At 53.1% G+C, this 16,896-nt stretch carries 12 protein-coding genes and 1 pseudogene; 2 read left to right on the forward strand and 11 right to left on the reverse strand.

Annotated features, from left to right (window positions below):
• The first annotated feature begins 127 nt into the window (after nt 1–127).
• Both HOV93_RS13325 and HOV93_RS13330 read left to right on the forward strand, forming a co-directional pair.
• The gene (locus tag HOV93_RS13325) at nt 128–1,312 is read left to right on the forward strand and encodes a sialidase family protein (protein WP_207397001.1); all 1,185 of its coding nucleotides are present in this window, start codon (nt 128–130) and stop codon (nt 1,310–1,312) included.
• A gap of 297 nt (nt 1,313–1,609) precedes the next feature.
• Nucleotides 1,610–3,622, forward strand: a complete 2,013-nt coding sequence (locus tag HOV93_RS13330) for a sialate O-acetylesterase (RefSeq protein ID WP_207397002.1) — start codon at nt 1,610–1,612, stop codon at nt 3,620–3,622.
• 61 nt (nt 3,623–3,683) lie between these two features.
• On the opposite strand, the gene HOV93_RS13335 is transcribed toward HOV93_RS13330, so the two are convergent.
• The 11 genes and pseudogenes from HOV93_RS13335 to HOV93_RS26610 all read right to left on the reverse strand — a co-directional run bounded on the left by HOV93_RS13335 (nt 3,684) and on the right by HOV93_RS26610 (nt 16,681).
• Nucleotides 3,684–4,166: a hypothetical protein gene (locus HOV93_RS13335; RefSeq protein WP_207397003.1), complete on the reverse strand. Its 483-nt coding sequence runs from the start codon at nt 4,164–4,166 to the stop codon at nt 3,684–3,686.
• A complete protein-coding gene (locus HOV93_RS13340; protein WP_207397004.1) occupies nt 4,141–4,758 on the reverse strand; it encodes a hypothetical protein in 618 nt (205 codons plus the stop codon). The genes HOV93_RS13335 and HOV93_RS13340 overlap by 26 nt, the downstream gene beginning before the upstream one ends.
• Before the next feature lie 334 nt (nt 4,759–5,092).
• Nucleotides 5,093–8,254, reverse strand: coding sequence for a type I restriction endonuclease subunit R (locus HOV93_RS13345; protein WP_207397005.1), 3,162 nt, complete (start codon nt 8,252–8,254; stop codon nt 5,093–5,095).
• Nucleotides 8,251–9,561 carry a restriction endonuclease subunit S gene (locus HOV93_RS13350; protein WP_207397006.1) on the reverse strand — a complete coding sequence of 437 codons (1,311 nt, stop codon included), beginning with the start codon at nt 9,559–9,561 and terminating at the stop codon, nt 8,251–8,253. The genes HOV93_RS13345 and HOV93_RS13350 overlap by 4 nt, the downstream gene beginning before the upstream one ends.
• On the reverse strand, nt 9,551–11,182 hold the full coding sequence (locus HOV93_RS13355; protein ID WP_207397007.1) for a type I restriction-modification system subunit M: 1,632 nt from the start codon (nt 11,180–11,182) through the stop codon (nt 9,551–9,553). Before HOV93_RS13355 ends, HOV93_RS13350 begins: the two co-directional genes overlap by 11 nt.
• 420 nt (nt 11,183–11,602) lie before the next feature.
• Nucleotides 11,603–12,112 (reverse strand): DUF1559 family PulG-like putative transporter, encoded by a 510-nt coding sequence (locus HOV93_RS13360; RefSeq protein WP_207397008.1) that lies wholly within the window; start codon nt 12,110–12,112, stop codon nt 11,603–11,605.
• A 121-nt stretch (nt 12,113–12,233) separates the two neighbouring features.
• A pseudogene (locus HOV93_RS13365) lies at nt 12,234–12,575 on the reverse strand (DUF1559 family PulG-like putative transporter); the annotation flags it as partial.
• Nucleotides 12,576–12,700: 125 nt separating this feature from the next.
• Nucleotides 12,701–13,105, reverse strand: coding sequence for a carboxypeptidase-like regulatory domain-containing protein (locus HOV93_RS13370; protein ID WP_207397010.1), 405 nt, complete (start codon nt 13,103–13,105; stop codon nt 12,701–12,703).
• Nucleotides 13,106–13,280: 175 nt separating this feature from the next.
• On the reverse strand, nt 13,281–14,651 hold the full coding sequence (locus HOV93_RS13375) for a tetratricopeptide repeat protein (protein ID WP_207397011.1): 1,371 nt from the start codon (nt 14,649–14,651) through the stop codon (nt 13,281–13,283).
• Nucleotides 14,648–15,943 carry an FG-GAP repeat domain-containing protein gene (locus tag HOV93_RS13380; RefSeq protein WP_207397012.1) on the reverse strand — a complete coding sequence of 432 codons (1,296 nt, stop codon included), beginning with the start codon at nt 15,941–15,943 and terminating at the stop codon, nt 14,648–14,650. The genes HOV93_RS13375 and HOV93_RS13380 overlap by 4 nt, the downstream gene beginning before the upstream one ends.
• Before the next feature lie 336 nt (nt 15,944–16,279).
• Nucleotides 16,280–16,681 (reverse strand): recombinase family protein, encoded by a 402-nt coding sequence (locus HOV93_RS26610; protein ID WP_207397175.1) that lies wholly within the window; start codon nt 16,679–16,681, stop codon nt 16,280–16,282.
• Nucleotides 16,682–16,896 lie beyond the last annotated feature (215 nt).

Consider the following 16,896-nt stretch of genomic DNA (forward strand, 5'->3'; position numbering starts at 1 on the left):
ATCGATCTGTTGCCCTTCCGAATTAAAAGTGCGATCCAACAGAACTCCTCCGCGGCACCCAAGCCTCGGGGGAGTACTGCTGGGAGTTCCTCGCGCATCCCCCCATCGTTCTAGAAAGATCGTTCCCATGAATCTAAACCGTCGAGATCTCTTAAAAGCTACCGCGATGGGGACAGGGGCAGTCATGCTTCCCACAATGCCCCACATGGCAAGGGCAGAATCCTATGGTACCGATCGTTCATTGATGTCTCCGGTCTCCGATCAGGTTGTCTGTGAATGGACTCCCCGATACCCGCGTCACGATCATCAGTTAATCTTTCCACTCGATCAAGACCGTCTCATGCTAGTCTGGTCCGAGTACTACTCGAAAGCCAAAAACCCTTCGAAACAAATCGGTAAGGCGGGAGCCACCGATGAAGTCTCGTGTCAGATTTCGGCCATGACATCAACCGACCAGGGACGGACATGGAGCGATCGACGCGTACTTCAACCCAATCAGTGGAAACATAACGTCAAGCATCCTAATCTCGTGCGGCTAACCAGCGACGAAATCCTGTTCTTCTATGTTGGCTGGGACTCGCCTACCAACCGCAATATCTTCATGCGTCGCTCCGTCGACAATGGAGCTACCTGGGGAGATCAGGTTCAGGTCTCAAAACTAGGTTGGTATTGCAACAACGCCGATCGGGCCCTTCGCCTGAGTACCGGACGCGTGATCTTGCCGGCGCATGGTCCCTTCGACGAAAGTTACATCGGGGGCACAAGCTACAAAGGGGGCGACCTGCATTCCTTCGTCTACTATTCAGACGATGGATTTCAAACGTGGAAAACGAGCAGCAACAGCATGACCGCCGAGGGACGAGGGTGCCACGAACCAACGATTGTCGAGCTAAAAGACGGCCGTCTTTACTGCTTGCTGCGTAATACCAATCAAAGGCAGTATTTCAGCACCTCCAGCGATGGCGGCGAAAGGTGGTCCCAGCCGGAACCCACTGTGCTGACCTCGCCTGAGTCGCCGGCCATTTTGAAACGAATCCCCACCACAGGCGACCTGCTGGTGTTATGGAACAACGTCAGTTCCAAATCGAATTGGCCTAGAACGCCTCTCAGCGTCGCGATTTCCGACGATGAAGCTAAAACTTGGAAGCATGTCAAAGATATCGACAACCGCAAGAACTTTGACGCCGCGTATCCTTCCGTAACCTTCGTGGATGACGAGGCCTTGATTACGTACTACACGCGTTCCGCCAAGTGGAAACGGGATTCGGAGATCACGCAAAGGATCTATAAGATCGATCAATTTTACGAGTAGATCGATAGGATGACGGCCAACACTCCTGCCGTACCTTTTTAGCAAAACATCAGGGATGTTCAGGATAGCTCGTCTATCCTGGTCGGCGCAGCCGTTGGGAATTCGTAGCAAGAAGTGGGTACTGCAAACTTAGTTTCTAGCGAAACTGGGTTGGAACTTCTCACCTCTTCTCTGCTATTTCCCACGGACTTCGTCCGCCAGGATAGACGAGCTATCCCGGCCACCCAACATGCCCACAAAACGCCCGTCGCTTGTCTCTTAACGAACGCCTTTCTTTTATCGATAACTGGTGCTGCTATGTTTCTACGTATCCTCCATTTCACACTGATTCTCCTCGTCCTCGCGACATCGGCCAAAGCTCAAACGAAACAAGCTTCTCAAAAGAATCTTGAGCTTTACGTATTGATGGGACAATCCAACATGGCAGGTCGCGGCGAATTGGAAGATACGCCGGAACCGATCCACCCGCGGGTGCAGATGTTGACGTTCGAGAACCAATGGGAACCGGCGATCGAACCTCTTCATAACGACAATCCGCATCTGGCAGGAGCCGGACTGGGCGCATCGTTCGCGAAGGAGATGGCAGAGGCCAAACCCATGGCCACAATTGGAATTGTGCCCTGCGCCGTGGGTGGAACACCCCTTTCGCGCTGGCAAAAGGGGGGCGAATTATACGAGCGAACCCTGAAACGTATCCAGGCAGCCATGCCAGCCGGAAAGCTCAAGGGTATCGTCTGGCACCAAGGCGAGACCGACGCGTTGGACCCTGATTTGGCGTCGAGCTATGGAGAACGGCTTTCGACGATGATCGAAGATCTTCGAACCGATCTGTCGATGCCCAAACTCCCCTTCGTCGCAGGCCAAGTCGGCGACTTTGCCCCCGACATGCGAAAAGGGAAGACCAACCACTGGAAAATGGTCAATCGTCAAATTGCCGACTTGCCCCAGAGGAATACTTCGGTGGCGGTCGTGGAGTCCGTAGGCCTATCCGATCAAGGAGACTCTGTTCACTTTGATACGCCTTCGCTTCGAACGTTCGGAAAACGCTATGCCGCCGCCATGATAGATCTTCAGGCAAAGGCTGGCTCCGTCGCTCCCTATTCGTCGTTTCTTCCCCTGACCACCAATTCTGTGGCCCAAGTGAATCGTGCGAAAACGGCGGGTCTCCTCGATATCGCCCCGGTCAATCTACCGCAGCAAGACAATTCAGATTGCAATCATTTTGGCTGGCCTATCGCCACCACTGTCGGCGACACCATTGTGGTCATGCACCGGCGTATCCCAGGCCACAACCGCAAGGGAGCAGGAGCCCCTGACGATACGATGTCTTATGGGATTGTCTTGCGGAGTGAAGATGGCGGCCAAACATGGTCTTCGCCTTACGACCTTCGCGATTGCATGTCTCCCGAAAATCGTACGCGCGGAGGACTCGTCCCCCTTTCTCATCGAGCAAAATTCGATCCGAAAAACATGTCCCCCGAGGGCTACAAGATTCACCTGCATTCGATTGGTACCACGCGTGATGGCGCGATCGTCGCCATCAACAATCATGGCGTCTTCCGCTCGGAGGATGCAGGCCGAACCTGGAAACACTTTCCCAAGGCCCTGCGTGAGGACACGTTTCCCCACGAAATGGTCAACTTAGGCCCCCGAATCATCGACCATCCGCAGCGCGGATTGCTCGCCTTCGGAAATTGGTTTGGCGAAGTCAACACGGCTCACACCTTACAAAACTCGCTCGTCATCCTCAGTTCGCAGGATGGCGGGGAGACCTGGACGACCGACGACCGCCCGGCGGGATTTCCTCAATATGAACCTGCCGCATTATTATTCAACGACGAAGTGCTATTCGTCACGCGAGACCAAACCAAGGTTCGTTCCCACAAACAAATGGCATGGAACAAAGAAGGAAATCCGATCGTCATCGACACGAACCTCAAGAATCCACGCTATGTCGACACCGTTGATTTTAGTTTTAACCCTGTCACCAAACGATTCGAAATCGTACGAAGCGAACGTTACCACATGGAACTGTGGCTATGGAGTATCGATCCCAAAGATTGGGAAACGGGGCAGTGGACCCGAGAATGTCGATTGTTGGGATGCGAAGGCAAGTTTTATCAAACCGCCGATGGATTTCATCCCGCAGGTGCCGTGATCGATGAGAAGAAAGGCGTCCAACACATTTTCATCTACAGCGGTCACCCCAATGGCCCCGCAGGTATCTTCAGAATTACACGTACGCTGGATACACGACGTCTGACAACCGTTATATCGCAGGGTCAGGAGACGGTTTCCAACAATCATTAAATTGCGGTCTCCCCGCACAGGACTCGAACCTTCATCGAAAGATCCGCAAAGATGGCGTTTATTACAAGAACAGCATTCCTCTCTCGCTATACGGACTCACATACTCCACATGCCGAGTCGCCAAATCGACTGCCATCACGAGCGCCACGATCCCGTCAATGCGTTCCTGACTCTTCTTCTTCGATGGCTTCCAGTTATCGGCCACGTCCTGCTCAATCGCCGGTAGCCGTTCTCGCTCCCCTGGGTGATATAGCCAGGTGTTGCCATACGATGTGGACAATGGCTTGTATTGGGACCGCTTGTCATCGACCCACAGGAATTCAACGTGGTGATTTAGAAAGCCAGATAACTCGGCGGACGACAGAATGGGCATAATCTCGCCACCGCGGATCACCGTCAACTGATCGACGCGAACATAGCAGCCACCGACTTTAAGAATACGATCGGTGATTTGCCCCATCGTGATGGCAACGGGAGTTATCTCAGGATCGATTCGAATCGTCGGATTGGTATCGTCTTCAGGAAAACCATCTGGAACGTTCATCGAATGAGGTCTTCTGGCTGACCTTTCCATTCAGTTTCTCGTATTTCTGGGTTCGGACATGATCCTCCGCGTTCTCCCATGTCGTATCGAAATACCTGCTTCCACCTTCGGCAAACTTTCCAACCGATTCGACCTGCCGCCACAATTCATTTTTGTCGACGCCGTTTCGTACGGCAAAGCAGCAAACAGCAAAGTCGGCTTCCGAGCGAAGACCAGGCTCTGCAAGACCGCTGGCGGCAATGAGATCATCCAGCTTGTCAGCTTTTGATGCTGAAACCTTGCGTGGGCGAGATAGCGGCATGGAGGCAATTTTTTCAGCCCGTTCGACTGCCGCTGTTTTCTTCTTAAGTGGTTCAAACGTGGACAACGAGTAACGCCGTGACGAGTCGCACTGAATCAATTCGGTCGGGATCGGCTCTTGGCCGTTACGCTGGTCCTTGCGATTGAATGTGCCTGGGAGCCGCATGAGACGCGAGAGATCGGTGGTGTGGTCGCCACCCACGGCATCGGCAATTCCAGCAACAATGCCTTCTAAGTGCTGGGCCTTGGGACTGAGACGAGGAAGTCTTCGACGCTGGTCTAGGTAGATCATCTCGTCACCCCGCATGAAATACTTCCGTGGCGGTGACTTTTGCTCGCTCGAGTCTTCGGGCCACTCATTAAGAATGGGAGGAGGATCCTCCACATCATCAATAGGGTAAGGGGAGGCCTTCTCTTGGTGCCAGGCCCAGTGGGCAGTCGTTGCGCAGCCGGCTGGCTTGCTGGGGAGATCGGCACCGGCTGTTTGCTTGATTGAGTGGCGGGATACGTGGGGATGGGCTTTTTGGGCTTCACGCGTTTACCTCGTATGACATCGCAGTCCAGGCAGCCGCCCGGTGGGATCTTGGTGGCGGGCTAATTCTGGCGGACCAATTTTTTCAGTACGATCACATCCTGTTCTTCTTATAATTCTCAGCCTGAGCATAAATCTCTTTGTAAACCTCATCCCGGTCCACCGGCGGATAGCCATGATCTGCCAGCACCAGGATCAGGTGGACCTTCAACTCCGCTTTGATGTCATCTCGTTTGCTCCAGTCGGTGTACTTCACTTTGTCGTCGACGACCAGCTTCACAGCCTTGGACAGTTCGATCAGCTTGTCTTCCGGGTAGGTGAAGTCGTATTTGACGGCCAGGCTTTTCAGAATGTCGTAGAACGCCTTGTCTTCCAAGTCGATGCCCAGGTCGCCGAAGGAATCACGTTCGTCTTTTAGGGCTCGGAACATATCGACGATCTCGCTCGATAAGTCCTCCAATACCTCGCTTCTCAAGACATCTTCCTCGCTTCGCTCGTTGTATCGGTCGACCAACTCCCTGAACTTCTTGGCAAACTCGATTCCCTTGATCCGGTTCGTCTTTTTGAAATCCTCGATCGCTTTCGCCAGCATCTGCTGTAGCAGTTTGATCTTGGTGTTGGGAAGCTTGATCTTCTCGATCTTGGCCAGGTAGTCCTCGTCAAAGATGTCGATTCCGTCGACGTTGCCCAGCTTGAAGATCTCTTCGACGCCATCGCTTTTCAGCGCTTCGGCAATCATCTCACGCACCCGGGCATTCATCTGGGCTGCGTCGGGCGCGTTCCCCTTAGTCAACTTGAAGACAATCGAACGTACCGCCAGGTAAAAATGGATCTGATCGCGCTGCGGCTCGCTCAGTGCTTCGCTGCCGCAACAGATGTCGTAGGCGGCTTTCATCCGCTTGACCAGCGTCATGAATCGCTTTTCGATCTTCTCGGTTAGCTGAACGTACTCGGCCGCTCGGTTCAGGCAGTTCAACTGCTCTACCGAGTTGCCTTGGAAGTAATCGGTCGCGTCGAATTTCTGGAACACCTGGCGAAGCAGATCCAAATGATCCTTCACCACGACGACCGACTGGGCGATCTCCTCGATGTTCTGCTGGTCGGCCTTGTTGTAATGCGCCATCGCCAGATTCATCTGCGTCTTGATCCCGATGTAGTCGATCACCAGGCCTTTCTGCTTCGACTCAAACTTCCGGTTCACGCGTGAAATGGTCTGGATCAAGTTATGGCGCTGAATCGGTTTGTCGATGTAGATGCTGTCCAAGGCTGGCACGTCGAATCCGGTCAGCCACATATCGACAACAATCGCGATCTTGAAATTCGATTTCAAGTTCTTGAACTGGCGGTCCAGCTCCTTGCGGTAATCCTTACCTCCCAGCAGATCGTAAAGCTCCTTCTCGTCATCCTTGCCGCGCGTCATGATCATCTTGATCCGCTCCATCGGCTTGATCTTCTTCCGCTCGGCCTCGGTCAGTTTGGCCCCCTCGGCACACTCGCGGACTTCAGTCCACTCGGGGCGTAGGGCAATCACTTCTTTAAAGAACGCCCAGGCAATTTCACGCTTGCTGCAGACGAACATCGCCTTGCCCACGACCGTAGCACCCTCTGCGACGCGTTTTTCATAGTGGGCCACAAAGTCCGCGGCCAAGGCCTGAATGCGCTGGGGGTCTCCCAGAATCGCGTTCATCTGGGCCGATGCTTTCTTGCTCTCTTCAATCTGGTAGTCGCTGGCGCCTTCGTCCTCGCACCTCTGGTAGTACGCTTCAATCTCTTCCAGCTTCTGATTATCCAGCAGCACCTTGGCGGCGCGTCCCTCATAGACGATCCGCACCGTGATTTCGTCCCGCACCGATTCGGTCATCGTGTAGCTGTCGACCACTTCGCCGAAGACATCCAGCGTCGCGTCGATCGGGGTTCCCGTGAAACCGACATAAGTCGCATTGGGCAAGGAATCGTGCAGGTACTTGGCGAACCCGAACGTCTTCTTGACGCCTGACTCGGTCACCTTCACCTTCTGGTCCAGGTTAATCTGGCTGCGATGAGCCTCGTCGGAAATGCAGATCACGTTCGTACGGTCGGTTAGCAGCTGCGTATCTTCGGTGAACTTGTGGATCGTCGTGAGAAACACGCCCCCGCTCTTGCGGCCTTCCAAAAGCTCACGCAGATGCTCTCGACTTTCCACACTGATAACCGTCTGGTCCCCGATGAAGTTCTTGGCATCGGTGAACTGTTTCGAGAGCTGGTCGTCCAAGTCGGTGCGGTCGGTGATCAGCAGAATCGTGGGGCTCTCAAACTCGAGGCTCTTCATCAGCAGCCGCGTCAGAAATAGCATCGTATAGCTTTTGCCGCAGCCGGTCGCGCCGAAGTAGGTGCCCCCCTTACCGTCGCCGCCTGGTTTGCGATGCTCCAAAATGTGCTTATACAGCTTCTGGGCCGCGTAGAACTGTGGGTAGCGGCAGACGATCTTCACCTGGGCTTTGGAAACGTCGGGGAAGTGGATGAAGTTCTGGATCACCTGCCGTAGTCGCTGCTGGTCGAACAGGCCCTGTAGCATGGCATGCAGCGAGTTGATACCGTCTTTGGTAACGACCTCGTCGCCGGTGATCTTTTGCCACGTGTAAAAGAACTCGTAGGGGGCAAACAGCGAGCCCATTTTGTTGTTCACCCCATCGCTGATCACGCACAGCGCGTTGTACTTCATCAGCTCAGGCACGTCACGGGCATAGCGAAGGATCAGCTGCTTGTAGGCATCGTGCAGCGTCGCGATCTCGCGAATGGCACTCTTGAACTCAAACACAACCAGCGGCAACCCGTTGATGTACAAGATAAGGTCAGGAATCCGTTTCTCGCGCCCTTCGATCTCTAGTTGATTGACCACCTTGTAGATGTTGGTGTCGCTGGCTGGGTCTACCGCCTCGTAGTCGATCAGTTGGATGTAAAGGTCTTTCTGGCTGCGGTCTTCGCGTTTGAGCAGAAAGCCGTCGGAAACCCATTTGCAGAGCGTTTTATTGGAGTCGTACAGGTCGGCGGCGTTCAGAGCGTCGAGCTTGCGGATGATCGAGTCGATCTCGCCATCGGTGATTTTGTCGGCCGAATATCGCTTGGCCAGAAAGGCCCGCAAGTCAGCACGAATCAGAACATCACTGGGATCACGCGCAAGGTCACTGCCAAGCGTGTACGAGTAGCTTTGATCGGCCAACAGCTGGATGATCGCCTCTTCGAGCTTGGCTTCGGTGAATAGTTGCGTCGTGCTCATAAGCTATCTGCCACCAGCATTTCGGCGTCGGGAATGCGAAGTTCGCCGGAAAGGAGTTTGGGGAGGAGGGTGTCGCGGAGTTTAGCGAGAAACGCACTTTGTTCGCTATTGAATAGGATTTTTTCATATAGTCCCTCGACAATCCTAGCGTGCGCCTTAACGATCGGCTTTGGAGGCACAGGCAACGAGAGATTGTGAACGTGATTTCGATTCAGCGTAGGGACTGCCGATCCAGAATTGAAATTCTCCAGATTAAGCGACTGAAGCAAGAACAGTGCGTGGTAAGGCGAGGAGTTCTTGTATTCCTTTACCCAAAGGGTCGTGTTCAGGGGCCAAAAGTCTCGCAGCACAAGATTTACAACACCCAGCTTGCCACTCCTTCCAGTCGTAATTCCAGGTCCGTTCACTTTCGGTATGTTGTGTGTTCCATCTTGACCACTCGCAACCATCAATGGCACTTCGCCATCAATCCGCAGCCGTTGTGGCAAATCGAATCCCCTTTGAAGAATGACCATATCTTCTAGCGTACCAGCAGTCCAAGTATCCGGAATCCAACCCATTCTGTTGTCAAATACAAACGCATCAGGAAGCAGTTTCTGAATCTCATCAGGAAGCGGTTTACGCTGAGACCCTAAAGCACGACGCGTTTCGGCTCGGGCTCGCAGCGGCTCGGGGATGGGGTTGCCGGCGGCCAAGGCATTGTCGATCACCGGATCAAAATCAACAAACCAGCTCTTGAACAACGCCTGAGCCATCGACTCCAGCGTATCGTTCATCCGACGGTTCAACTCGATCTTGTCGTCAAGCGTGCCAAGGATGTGAGCGATTGCTTTTTGGTCGGAATGCGGTGGTATTGTAAGTTCGAAGTTGGGAATGTCTCCACACTTCAAGCTGTCGAAAACAGCTCCCACATTTAGGAACTTTCCGACTTGCGCCCACCATTCGGGACCCTTCGTGACCCAGCGGAGGTAGCCAGGAAAAACCGCATTTGTTTTCGCACGCAGCAAAACCAAATTTTGACCGAGTGCAAACTTCTCACCAGCTTTGACAACTGCCGTTTCACCTGGGTTGCACCGTCGCGAGAGGACAACATCGTTTGCTTGCGGATTTGCTTTCTTTGTCCATTCCACATAGTCGGCTTCTGAAATCAGCCTCGGGTCCGCGTCAAAGTCGATTCGCCCATCCTTCATTTGCGGAATTCCGATATATGGAATTCCCTCCCCAGCGTCTGCGGGTGTCTTATGTACGCAGTCAATCAATGAAACCCCGACATCAGACAATTTGAGTCGTTGCCACTCACTTTCCATAGCCCAACGCCTCCAGATTCTTCCGGATCGTTTGGTCAAGCTTCTGCGTCTCTTCCATCTGCTGATACAATGTCGCCGTTAGGTCATTCATCTTGGTTTCAAACGGGATACCGTCGTCTTCGATCGCGGCCGCGCCGACATAACGACCAGGCGTCAGGACGTAGTCGTTGGCCTGGATGTCGGCCAAGGTCGCGCTTTTGCAGAAACCGGGCTTATCCTCATACTCGCCATCTTTCGATTCGCCTCGCCAGGCGTGATACGTCCGAGCAATCTCCGAGATGTCGGCTTCGGTCAACTCTTTATGCGTCCGGTCGACCATGGTGCCGTGGTTCCGCGCGTCGATGAACAGCGTTTCGCCAACTCGGTCTCGCTGGTTCAACTCGCTATGCCCTTTCACTTGGCGGGCCTTCTTTCTCTTGGTCAGAAACCAGAGACAGACTGGGATCTGCGTTGTGTAGAACAACTGCCCCGGCAGGGCGATCATGCAATCGACTAAGTCATTCTCGATGATCTTCTGCCGAATGGCCCCTTCGCCGCTGGTGCTGGTCGACATCGAACCGTTGGCCAGCACAAAACCGGCCACGCCGTTTTCGGATAGCTTGCTGATCATGTGCAGGATCCAGCCGTAGTTGGCGTTGCCTGCCGGGGGCACGTCGTAACCGCTCCAGCGCGGATCGTCGGTTAGTTCGTCGGCGCCACGCCACGCTTTCAAGTTGAACGGCGGATTGGCCAGGATGTAGTCGGCCTTCAGGTCGGGGTGCTGGTCCTTAAAAAAGGTATCGGCCGGGACTTCCCCTAGGTTGGTCGAGATGCCGCGAATGGCCAGGTTCATTTTGGCCAGCTTGTAGGTCGTGCTGGTTTGTTCCTGCCCGTAGATCGAGATGTCTTTCTGGTTGCCGCTGTGGCTGGTGATGAACTTCACCGACTGGACAAACATGCCGCCACTGCCGCAGCAAGGGTCATAGATCTTGCCGCTGTACGGCTCGATCATTTCGGCCAGCAGATTGACGACGCACTTGGGCGTATAGAACTCGCCGCCCCCTTTTCCTTCAGTGGCCGCGAACTTGCCCAGAAAGTACTCGTAGACCCGCCCGACGATGTCTTGTTCCGATTCCCCCTGCTCGTCGGCAACCGTATCGATGTTGTTGATGCTGTCGATCAGGGCAGCAAGCTTGGCAACGTCGATCCCCATCCGCGAGAAATAGTTGTCGGGCAGGGCTCCTTTGAGGGATGGATTGTTCTTTTCGACCGCATGCAGGGCGCTATCGATGCGGACGGCAATGTCGTCCTGCTTGGCCTGTTTGACGATGGTCGACCAGCGCGAGTCCTCCGGCAGGTAGAAGACGTTCTGCATGGTGTAAAACTCAACCATGTCGACATAGTTGGCTTTGCCCTGGGTGACCAACTCAGCCCGGCGCTTCTCAAACCGGTCGCTAACGAATTTTAGGAAGATCAGCGAGAGGACGACGTGTTTGTACTCCGAGGATTCAACGCTGCCACGGAGCTTATCGGCGGTATCCCACAGGGTTTGCTCAAAAGACTTCTTCGATTTGGATTCTTTCTTCTGGGCCTTGGGAGTTTTGGGGGTGGTTGCAGTTTTGGTGGTCGATTTCTTGGCCATAGATGTCTATCGAGAACTAGGTTTCAACGTCGTGTGAGTCGCAGATGAGTCTACGAAGGGTACCAGATTGGTGGTATTCTAACACACTCAGGACGGGGTCTGCTGAGGGGATAGTAGATTGCCTGAGACTCTGGCCGAACGTGCTCTTTCAACCGATTCGATCCGCGAGCTTTTCCCAAGCAGGCTGTTAACCCAAGGCGGCGATAAAAGAGAGAGCGAGAGAGTTTCTCCGTCGAGAGTGGCAGCTTGTCATTAACAAATGCACGCGTGCGATCGGCAGAGAACTTTCCGCGAGAACCCAACAAGACGCAAGTTCATACGAGATAACCGCAAACGAAAAAACGCCCAGAGCTTTCACTCTCGGCGTTTTGACTTAAGAAGATAGTTCAACTGACGGCAAGACTTCCTCTTGCATTGCGGTTAATACTCGCCTAATACCTTGCCATCGCTTCGTTCGCGTAAGTGACTATAGGTTGCCAGTTCAATCGTCTCTTGTAGAAACCGAACCGCTCCGTCGCACTGGACCGACATCATCCCTCCGGGATGCGTGCTACTGCCGATCCAGTCGTCCCCCCAATTGGCACCAGATCGATTGATAAGCATATTTGCGCCCGACCCCCCAAAGCTGACAATGTCGTGAGACGTTACGCCGGGATGCCATGTTTCGGCGCTGTTTGCCTTACGGGCCCCAATCCAAAGACCACCGGAAAATTTGCAGACCTCACCTCCACAGTTCGTGACCCCCGTTTGCTCGGTGGCGCACGCCTCACCGACCAACATTGTATTGGACGTCCCATCGGTGATGTCACGGAGTCCTAGTTTGGAATCCGCCCACATTACCCCTTTTTTGTCGCGGGCCGCGTTGATACCGGCGTTGGTTTTGTAGTTTGATTTACCAAAACCTCCGCGGCGGCTATTCAGCAGCGGCATTGCATCTGAGGGACAACTTGTATGCCTCCAATCCGACTTTCGACGAGTCGATCGGGTCGCTCAGGGTGTCGTCGTGATTCTTGTCGTACCAGTTGAAAGCAAATCCGCCCGTTTCCGTTCCAATCTGATCGTGCAAAGCACTCTGCTCAATGAAAGGCAGGATTAGCACGTTCCAAGCAAGCCCGTTTCGATTATTTACCGAATCAACGTCGGTATTCATATCTGGATTTGTGTCAACAAACGCAGGCGGCAGAATGTTGAACGTATCGTGATAGTTGTGTATTGCCAAACCAATCTGTTTTAGATTGTTCGTACAGCTCATTCGACGTGCGGCTTCTCTTGCCTGCTGAACGGCAGGTAGGAGCAAAGCGATCAGCACACCAATAATGGCAATGACGACTAGAAGCTCCACCAAGGTGAAGCCAAACTTCCCAGACGGAATACGTTGTATTCGGACGTTCATAAGGATGACCTATGGAAAGACAGGATGCAGGTTGGGAGTAAACAAAATGAAGTGATGTATCGAGCGAGACAATCAGGCCCATCTTTCAGCCAGTGAGCATTTGTCTCACGGTCGTAACCCACGTGCTATTTGGAGACGAGATTAAAATCGTGGGTGTTTTCCCCCTCCGTTACATCGACGGTCAAAGTCGTGTCACGGTTGTATTTCGGAGGAATCGGATCGCGGTATCCCGGCGCCGGAGGTGCATCCATAACAGTTTCGATTCGAACTTTGTTGGTACCAACTTCGGCACCCATCACTCCGTCACGGTACTTGAGCTCGTAGTGCCCTTGTTCGTCCGTCTTGGCGAACGATACTTGCCCACCTTCCGATTCAAAGGAAACGGAAACATTTGCTAGCGGCTTTTCATTCAGGGTGACGGTTCCGCTTACTTCTCCCAGGTTAGGCAGGCTGTCATCTCGACTGGCGCACCCTTCGTTGAACGTCAGCGCAAATAGAACCCAAAGGAAAAAAACTGCTGACTTCTGCATGGAGTGGGTCTCATAACGGCAGGAAAAACAACCTTAGACCGCTAGAAGGGTACGGTCGGACGATATCATAGTACTTCAATCGGAATTACCTGTAAAGTATAGAAAACATGGAAAAACCGCCTTACCTCCGGCAAATCAGGACTAATCGCACATGGTAAGTCATATGCGAGATTTGCTATTCTCTTTGTCTTAGGTAATCGATCTTATCGAACGCTTTCCCACGCTGTGGATCGAGCTCAGAGCATTTCTGATATGCTTTCGCGGCCTCATCAAGTTGATCTAAATGAAAATACATCTCGCCGAGGTAGTACCATGCAACGGCAGAGTCAGGATTGATATCGATCGCTTGTTGAAACTTGGGAATGGCTGAGCGGAGTCGGTTTCGACGATAGTGCTCCAGACCTTGTTTGAGCGCCACCTGACTGCGATGAAAGCGTTCCCCAACATTTCCGTGATCGGCAAGTTTCTCGTGTAGCGAAATACTTGGATTCAGCCTCAACGCACGTTGCCAGTATGCGATGGCCTGGGTTGGGTCGTTCAACAAGAGGTAGGCATCGCCAGCAGCCTCTAAGGTAATCGCGTCAATTCGGCCTTCGGATTTCAATTTCGCCACGAGGTCGAGCACCTCTTGCGGATGCTGCTTATGGAGCGATGCTTGTAACATGGCATCGACAAACGGTTTGGCAGCGAACACGCTCGAATCGCCAATCAGGGAAAACACTTCATTACCAATGACCTCAACCCGGTCCCAGTCTTCATCTTCGCGAGCTACTGTCAGATCGGTTACCCGAGAATTGATTCCGGTCTGAGCGTTCAGCGGAGCGACGTAGTCTGTATTGAAGTTCAGCGAAACGAGATAGGCAGAGCGGTCCACCATTGACTTGGCCATAAAAGCGGCTCGTCGATCGCCCAGGGCATCTTGGGCGCGCTGGTCGAGAAAGTGAAACCCCAGGGAAAACGGAATGTTTGCCAGATTTTTGCGAATCAATGGCAGCGCCTTTTCGGTATCTCCGGAGCGAACCCATAGCTTCGCCAGCTGATAATCGGCTGCCGGATAGCCCGAATTCTGCTGAAAAAGCCGGTGGGCTTGTTCCGCATCCTCCATACGAATCGCGTTGCGCCCCATGGCATACAAAGCATAGACCTGCATCGCTTGATCTTCAGAAGTCAGCGTTGCCCCTTGCACGACCTTGCCATAGGCGACGTTGCTTTCCTCCATACGGCCAGTCCGATCGAGGCAAAACGCGAAACCGAATTGCGACTTTAGATGGGAAGGATCTTCTCGAAGCGATTGCCGAAAGGCCAACTCGGCATGGGAGTAAAATCCCTTTCCCAGCAAACCTTCACCCAAGCGATACCATTGATCAACGCTGCCAGACTCCGCAGCAGCCGCGAGAACTTCAAGCTGTGGGATGATCGAAGGATCGGTAAGATGCTCTCTGGGCAAGAGAGGAATGGTAATGGCTGCCTCTTGCTGTAAGTAGATGCCTGCTGCCACTAGTTCGACCAACACGACGGTAACAAGAATTGTGAAAGTAATTCTCATGGCTTAGCCTCAAAGCGATTGAGCCAGGTGCTGATTCTCCCTAACTTTCGATGAGGGCGCCGAACATTGAAACTGCCAGCAGCAATGTCGGGCAGTCCATCACCGTCCAGGTCCCCCGCAGCAACGGTCACCAAGTGCAGTGGGTCTGCGGAAATTTGCCAAGTCTTGAAGTTTTGCTGCCCATCATTTTCCAACCAGACAATACTGGCATTATTCGGCTCGAGCCAGTTGTTGGTTAAGCTCACCAACACAATATCCTCGTTTCCGTCGTCGTTAAGATCAGTCACAGCAGCGGCGTAAGTGCCCCCTAACTCGGATATGCGATGAATTTCAAACTGCCAATTACCATGGTTTTCAAACCAATAGCAACCATGGTATGGCTGTGGGTAGGCATCGAAGTCTTCCAGGTTGTCTCCTGCCGGCAAAACTAGATCCAAGTCGCCATCCTGATCCAGGTCGCATTGAACCAGCCCGGCACTTCCCAGGTCAGGATTGATTGTCATCCACAGTCGTCGTTTCTTAAACTTACCCCCTCCGAGGTTCTCTAGGCCCCATAGCTCTTCTTCATCTTGGGTCACAATCGCGGCAATGTCGAGATCGCCATCCTGATCGTAGTCGCCAACCGGAACGTGAATGGTGCCAGGCCCACTCAGAAGTTCGTGATCGCGAAACCTGAAATCTCCCTGATTTTCCAGCCAGAGCACATTTCCGCGAGAGTACCCGAACACGGCAACCACAAGATCGAGATCGTCGTCTCCATCGAAGTCTCCATACTGCACGTCGGCAACACGCCGCACATCGTCGAGGATCACATGCCGGCGGAATTCCCCGTCAATGTTCTCAAACAATTCGACCCGGCCAATGACATGATCGTCAGGCATGATATTACCTAAAACCGAGACAATTATGTCATTGTCGTTATCTTGATCGATATCGACGACCGTCGCGTGGGCCGGCGCGGCGACATCGGCTACCAGGGTCGATTCAATCCAGTTGCCGTCGGTATCACGTTCAACCAGAAGGACCCGACTTCCGAGGGCATCACAGACCAGCAAATCGTTCTTTCCATCTCTATTGAAGTCAACGATTTGAATATTTGTGATTTGGGGAAGGCCCGCCACGTCCGTCTGAGTGGGCTGGTACTTGAAGGGCAATTCCGAAGGACTATACGAGTCGATCTTCGAGTAGAGCTCATCAGAGTCTAGCCGAGTCCTCAGTGATGGTCCCACGAGCATGGCAACTAAAGGTATAGCAACAGCTAAGAGAATTAAGGCACTAAGACGAAACAGCATGGGAAAGATGTCGCGGCAAGAGGTCGTCCCGAAAGTATCCCACATTGCCACATCAAGGGAACTAGATGTTGAGCAGCAAAGCGAGGTGAACTATGGATTTTGGCAGATCAGCGTAGAAGTCGACAAGCCTAGAACCACACGGCCCCGACCGATTATTGGCCTCGGTGAGTTGCAGCGTGCCTATGTCATGGAGTCTTTCGATTGCATTTTACTGCCTCGGGCGGCAGAAAGGATGATAGGTCAACTGATTAGCACTGCTTAAGACAGGGACTTGAGTGCCCCTTTTCGGCAATGGGTTATACTCTGCCTATCGAGCCAGAAGTCTTCAACAGGTGCCTAATAGCATTCGGATCCGAGTCGACTCATCCTCGACGACTTCGGGCAATAGTGCCACTTGCGCACTTTGCCGCCTGGGAGTACACGAAGAAGATTACTTTTTTCCCAAGACTGTGCGAGCAAAGATGCACAATCGACTACCCGCCGGGAAAGTCGGTCAAGGCAATGCACGACAATCCGATCGAACCGACCGCTTTCCGCATCGTCCAGCAACCGCCTCAGTCCTGGCCGATCGAGACTCTCACCTGACTCGCCTTCGTCTTCATAATGCAATCCATCGAACGTCCAGCCCATGCTCTCCTGCGACTGGATGAACTCTCGGCAAACCTCGAATTGCGCCTGGCAGGAAGAAAAGTCGCTATTTGAACTTCGCGACTGACGAGTGTAGATGGCACACCGAATTCATGTAGACGACTCGCGTGTCATGACCTCTCGCATAGTTAGGCTCAGGTCGATCTAATTTGATCTTCCAGATCATCGTTCCAAGGAGCCACGGCTTGCTCTTTGCTTTTTTTGAAAACGCTGGGATTCTATGATAGACTTGGTTCGAGAGAGATACCTCAGTGGAACCGCTCAAAACCGGGCGAGAGTTCGATAATTTACCCAAGGGCATGGAT

The sequence above is a fragment of the Bremerella alba genome, from assembly GCF_013618625.1.
Lineage (GTDB): Bacteria > Planctomycetota > Planctomycetia > Pirellulales > Pirellulaceae > Bremerella > Bremerella alba.

Coding starts and splice junctions, on each gene's coding strand:
- HOV93_RS13360 (WP_207397008.1), bottom strand. CDS start 12,112: ATGCCGCTGCTGAATAGCCGCCGCGGAGGTTTTGGTAAATCAAACTAC.
- HOV93_RS13330 (WP_207397002.1), top strand. CDS start 1,610: ATGTTTCTACGTATCCTCCATTTCACACTGATTCTCCTCGTCCTCGCG.
- HOV93_RS13345 (WP_207397005.1), bottom strand. CDS start 8,254: ATGAGCACGACGCAACTATTCACCGAAGCCAAGCTCGAAGAGGCGATC.
- HOV93_RS13325 (WP_207397001.1), top strand. CDS start 128: ATGAATCTAAACCGTCGAGATCTCTTAAAAGCTACCGCGATGGGGACA.
- HOV93_RS13355 (WP_207397007.1), bottom strand. CDS start 11,182: ATGGCCAAGAAATCGACCACCAAAACTGCAACCACCCCCAAAACTCCC.
- HOV93_RS13370 (WP_207397010.1), bottom strand. CDS start 13,105: ATGCAGAAGTCAGCAGTTTTTTTCCTTTGGGTTCTATTTGCGCTGACG.
- HOV93_RS13380 (WP_207397012.1), bottom strand. CDS start 15,943: ATGCTGTTTCGTCTTAGTGCCTTAATTCTCTTAGCTGTTGCTATACCT.
- HOV93_RS13350 (WP_207397006.1), bottom strand. CDS start 9,561: ATGGAAAGTGAGTGGCAACGACTCAAATTGTCTGATGTCGGGGTTTCA.
- HOV93_RS13335 (WP_207397003.1), bottom strand. CDS start 4,166: ATGAACGTTCCAGATGGTTTTCCTGAAGACGATACCAATCCGACGATT.
- HOV93_RS13340 (WP_207397004.1), bottom strand. CDS start 4,758: ATGATCTACCTAGACCAGCGTCGAAGACTTCCTCGTCTCAGTCCCAAG.
- HOV93_RS13375 (WP_207397011.1), bottom strand. CDS start 14,651: ATGAGAATTACTTTCACAATTCTTGTTACCGTCGTGTTGGTCGAACTA.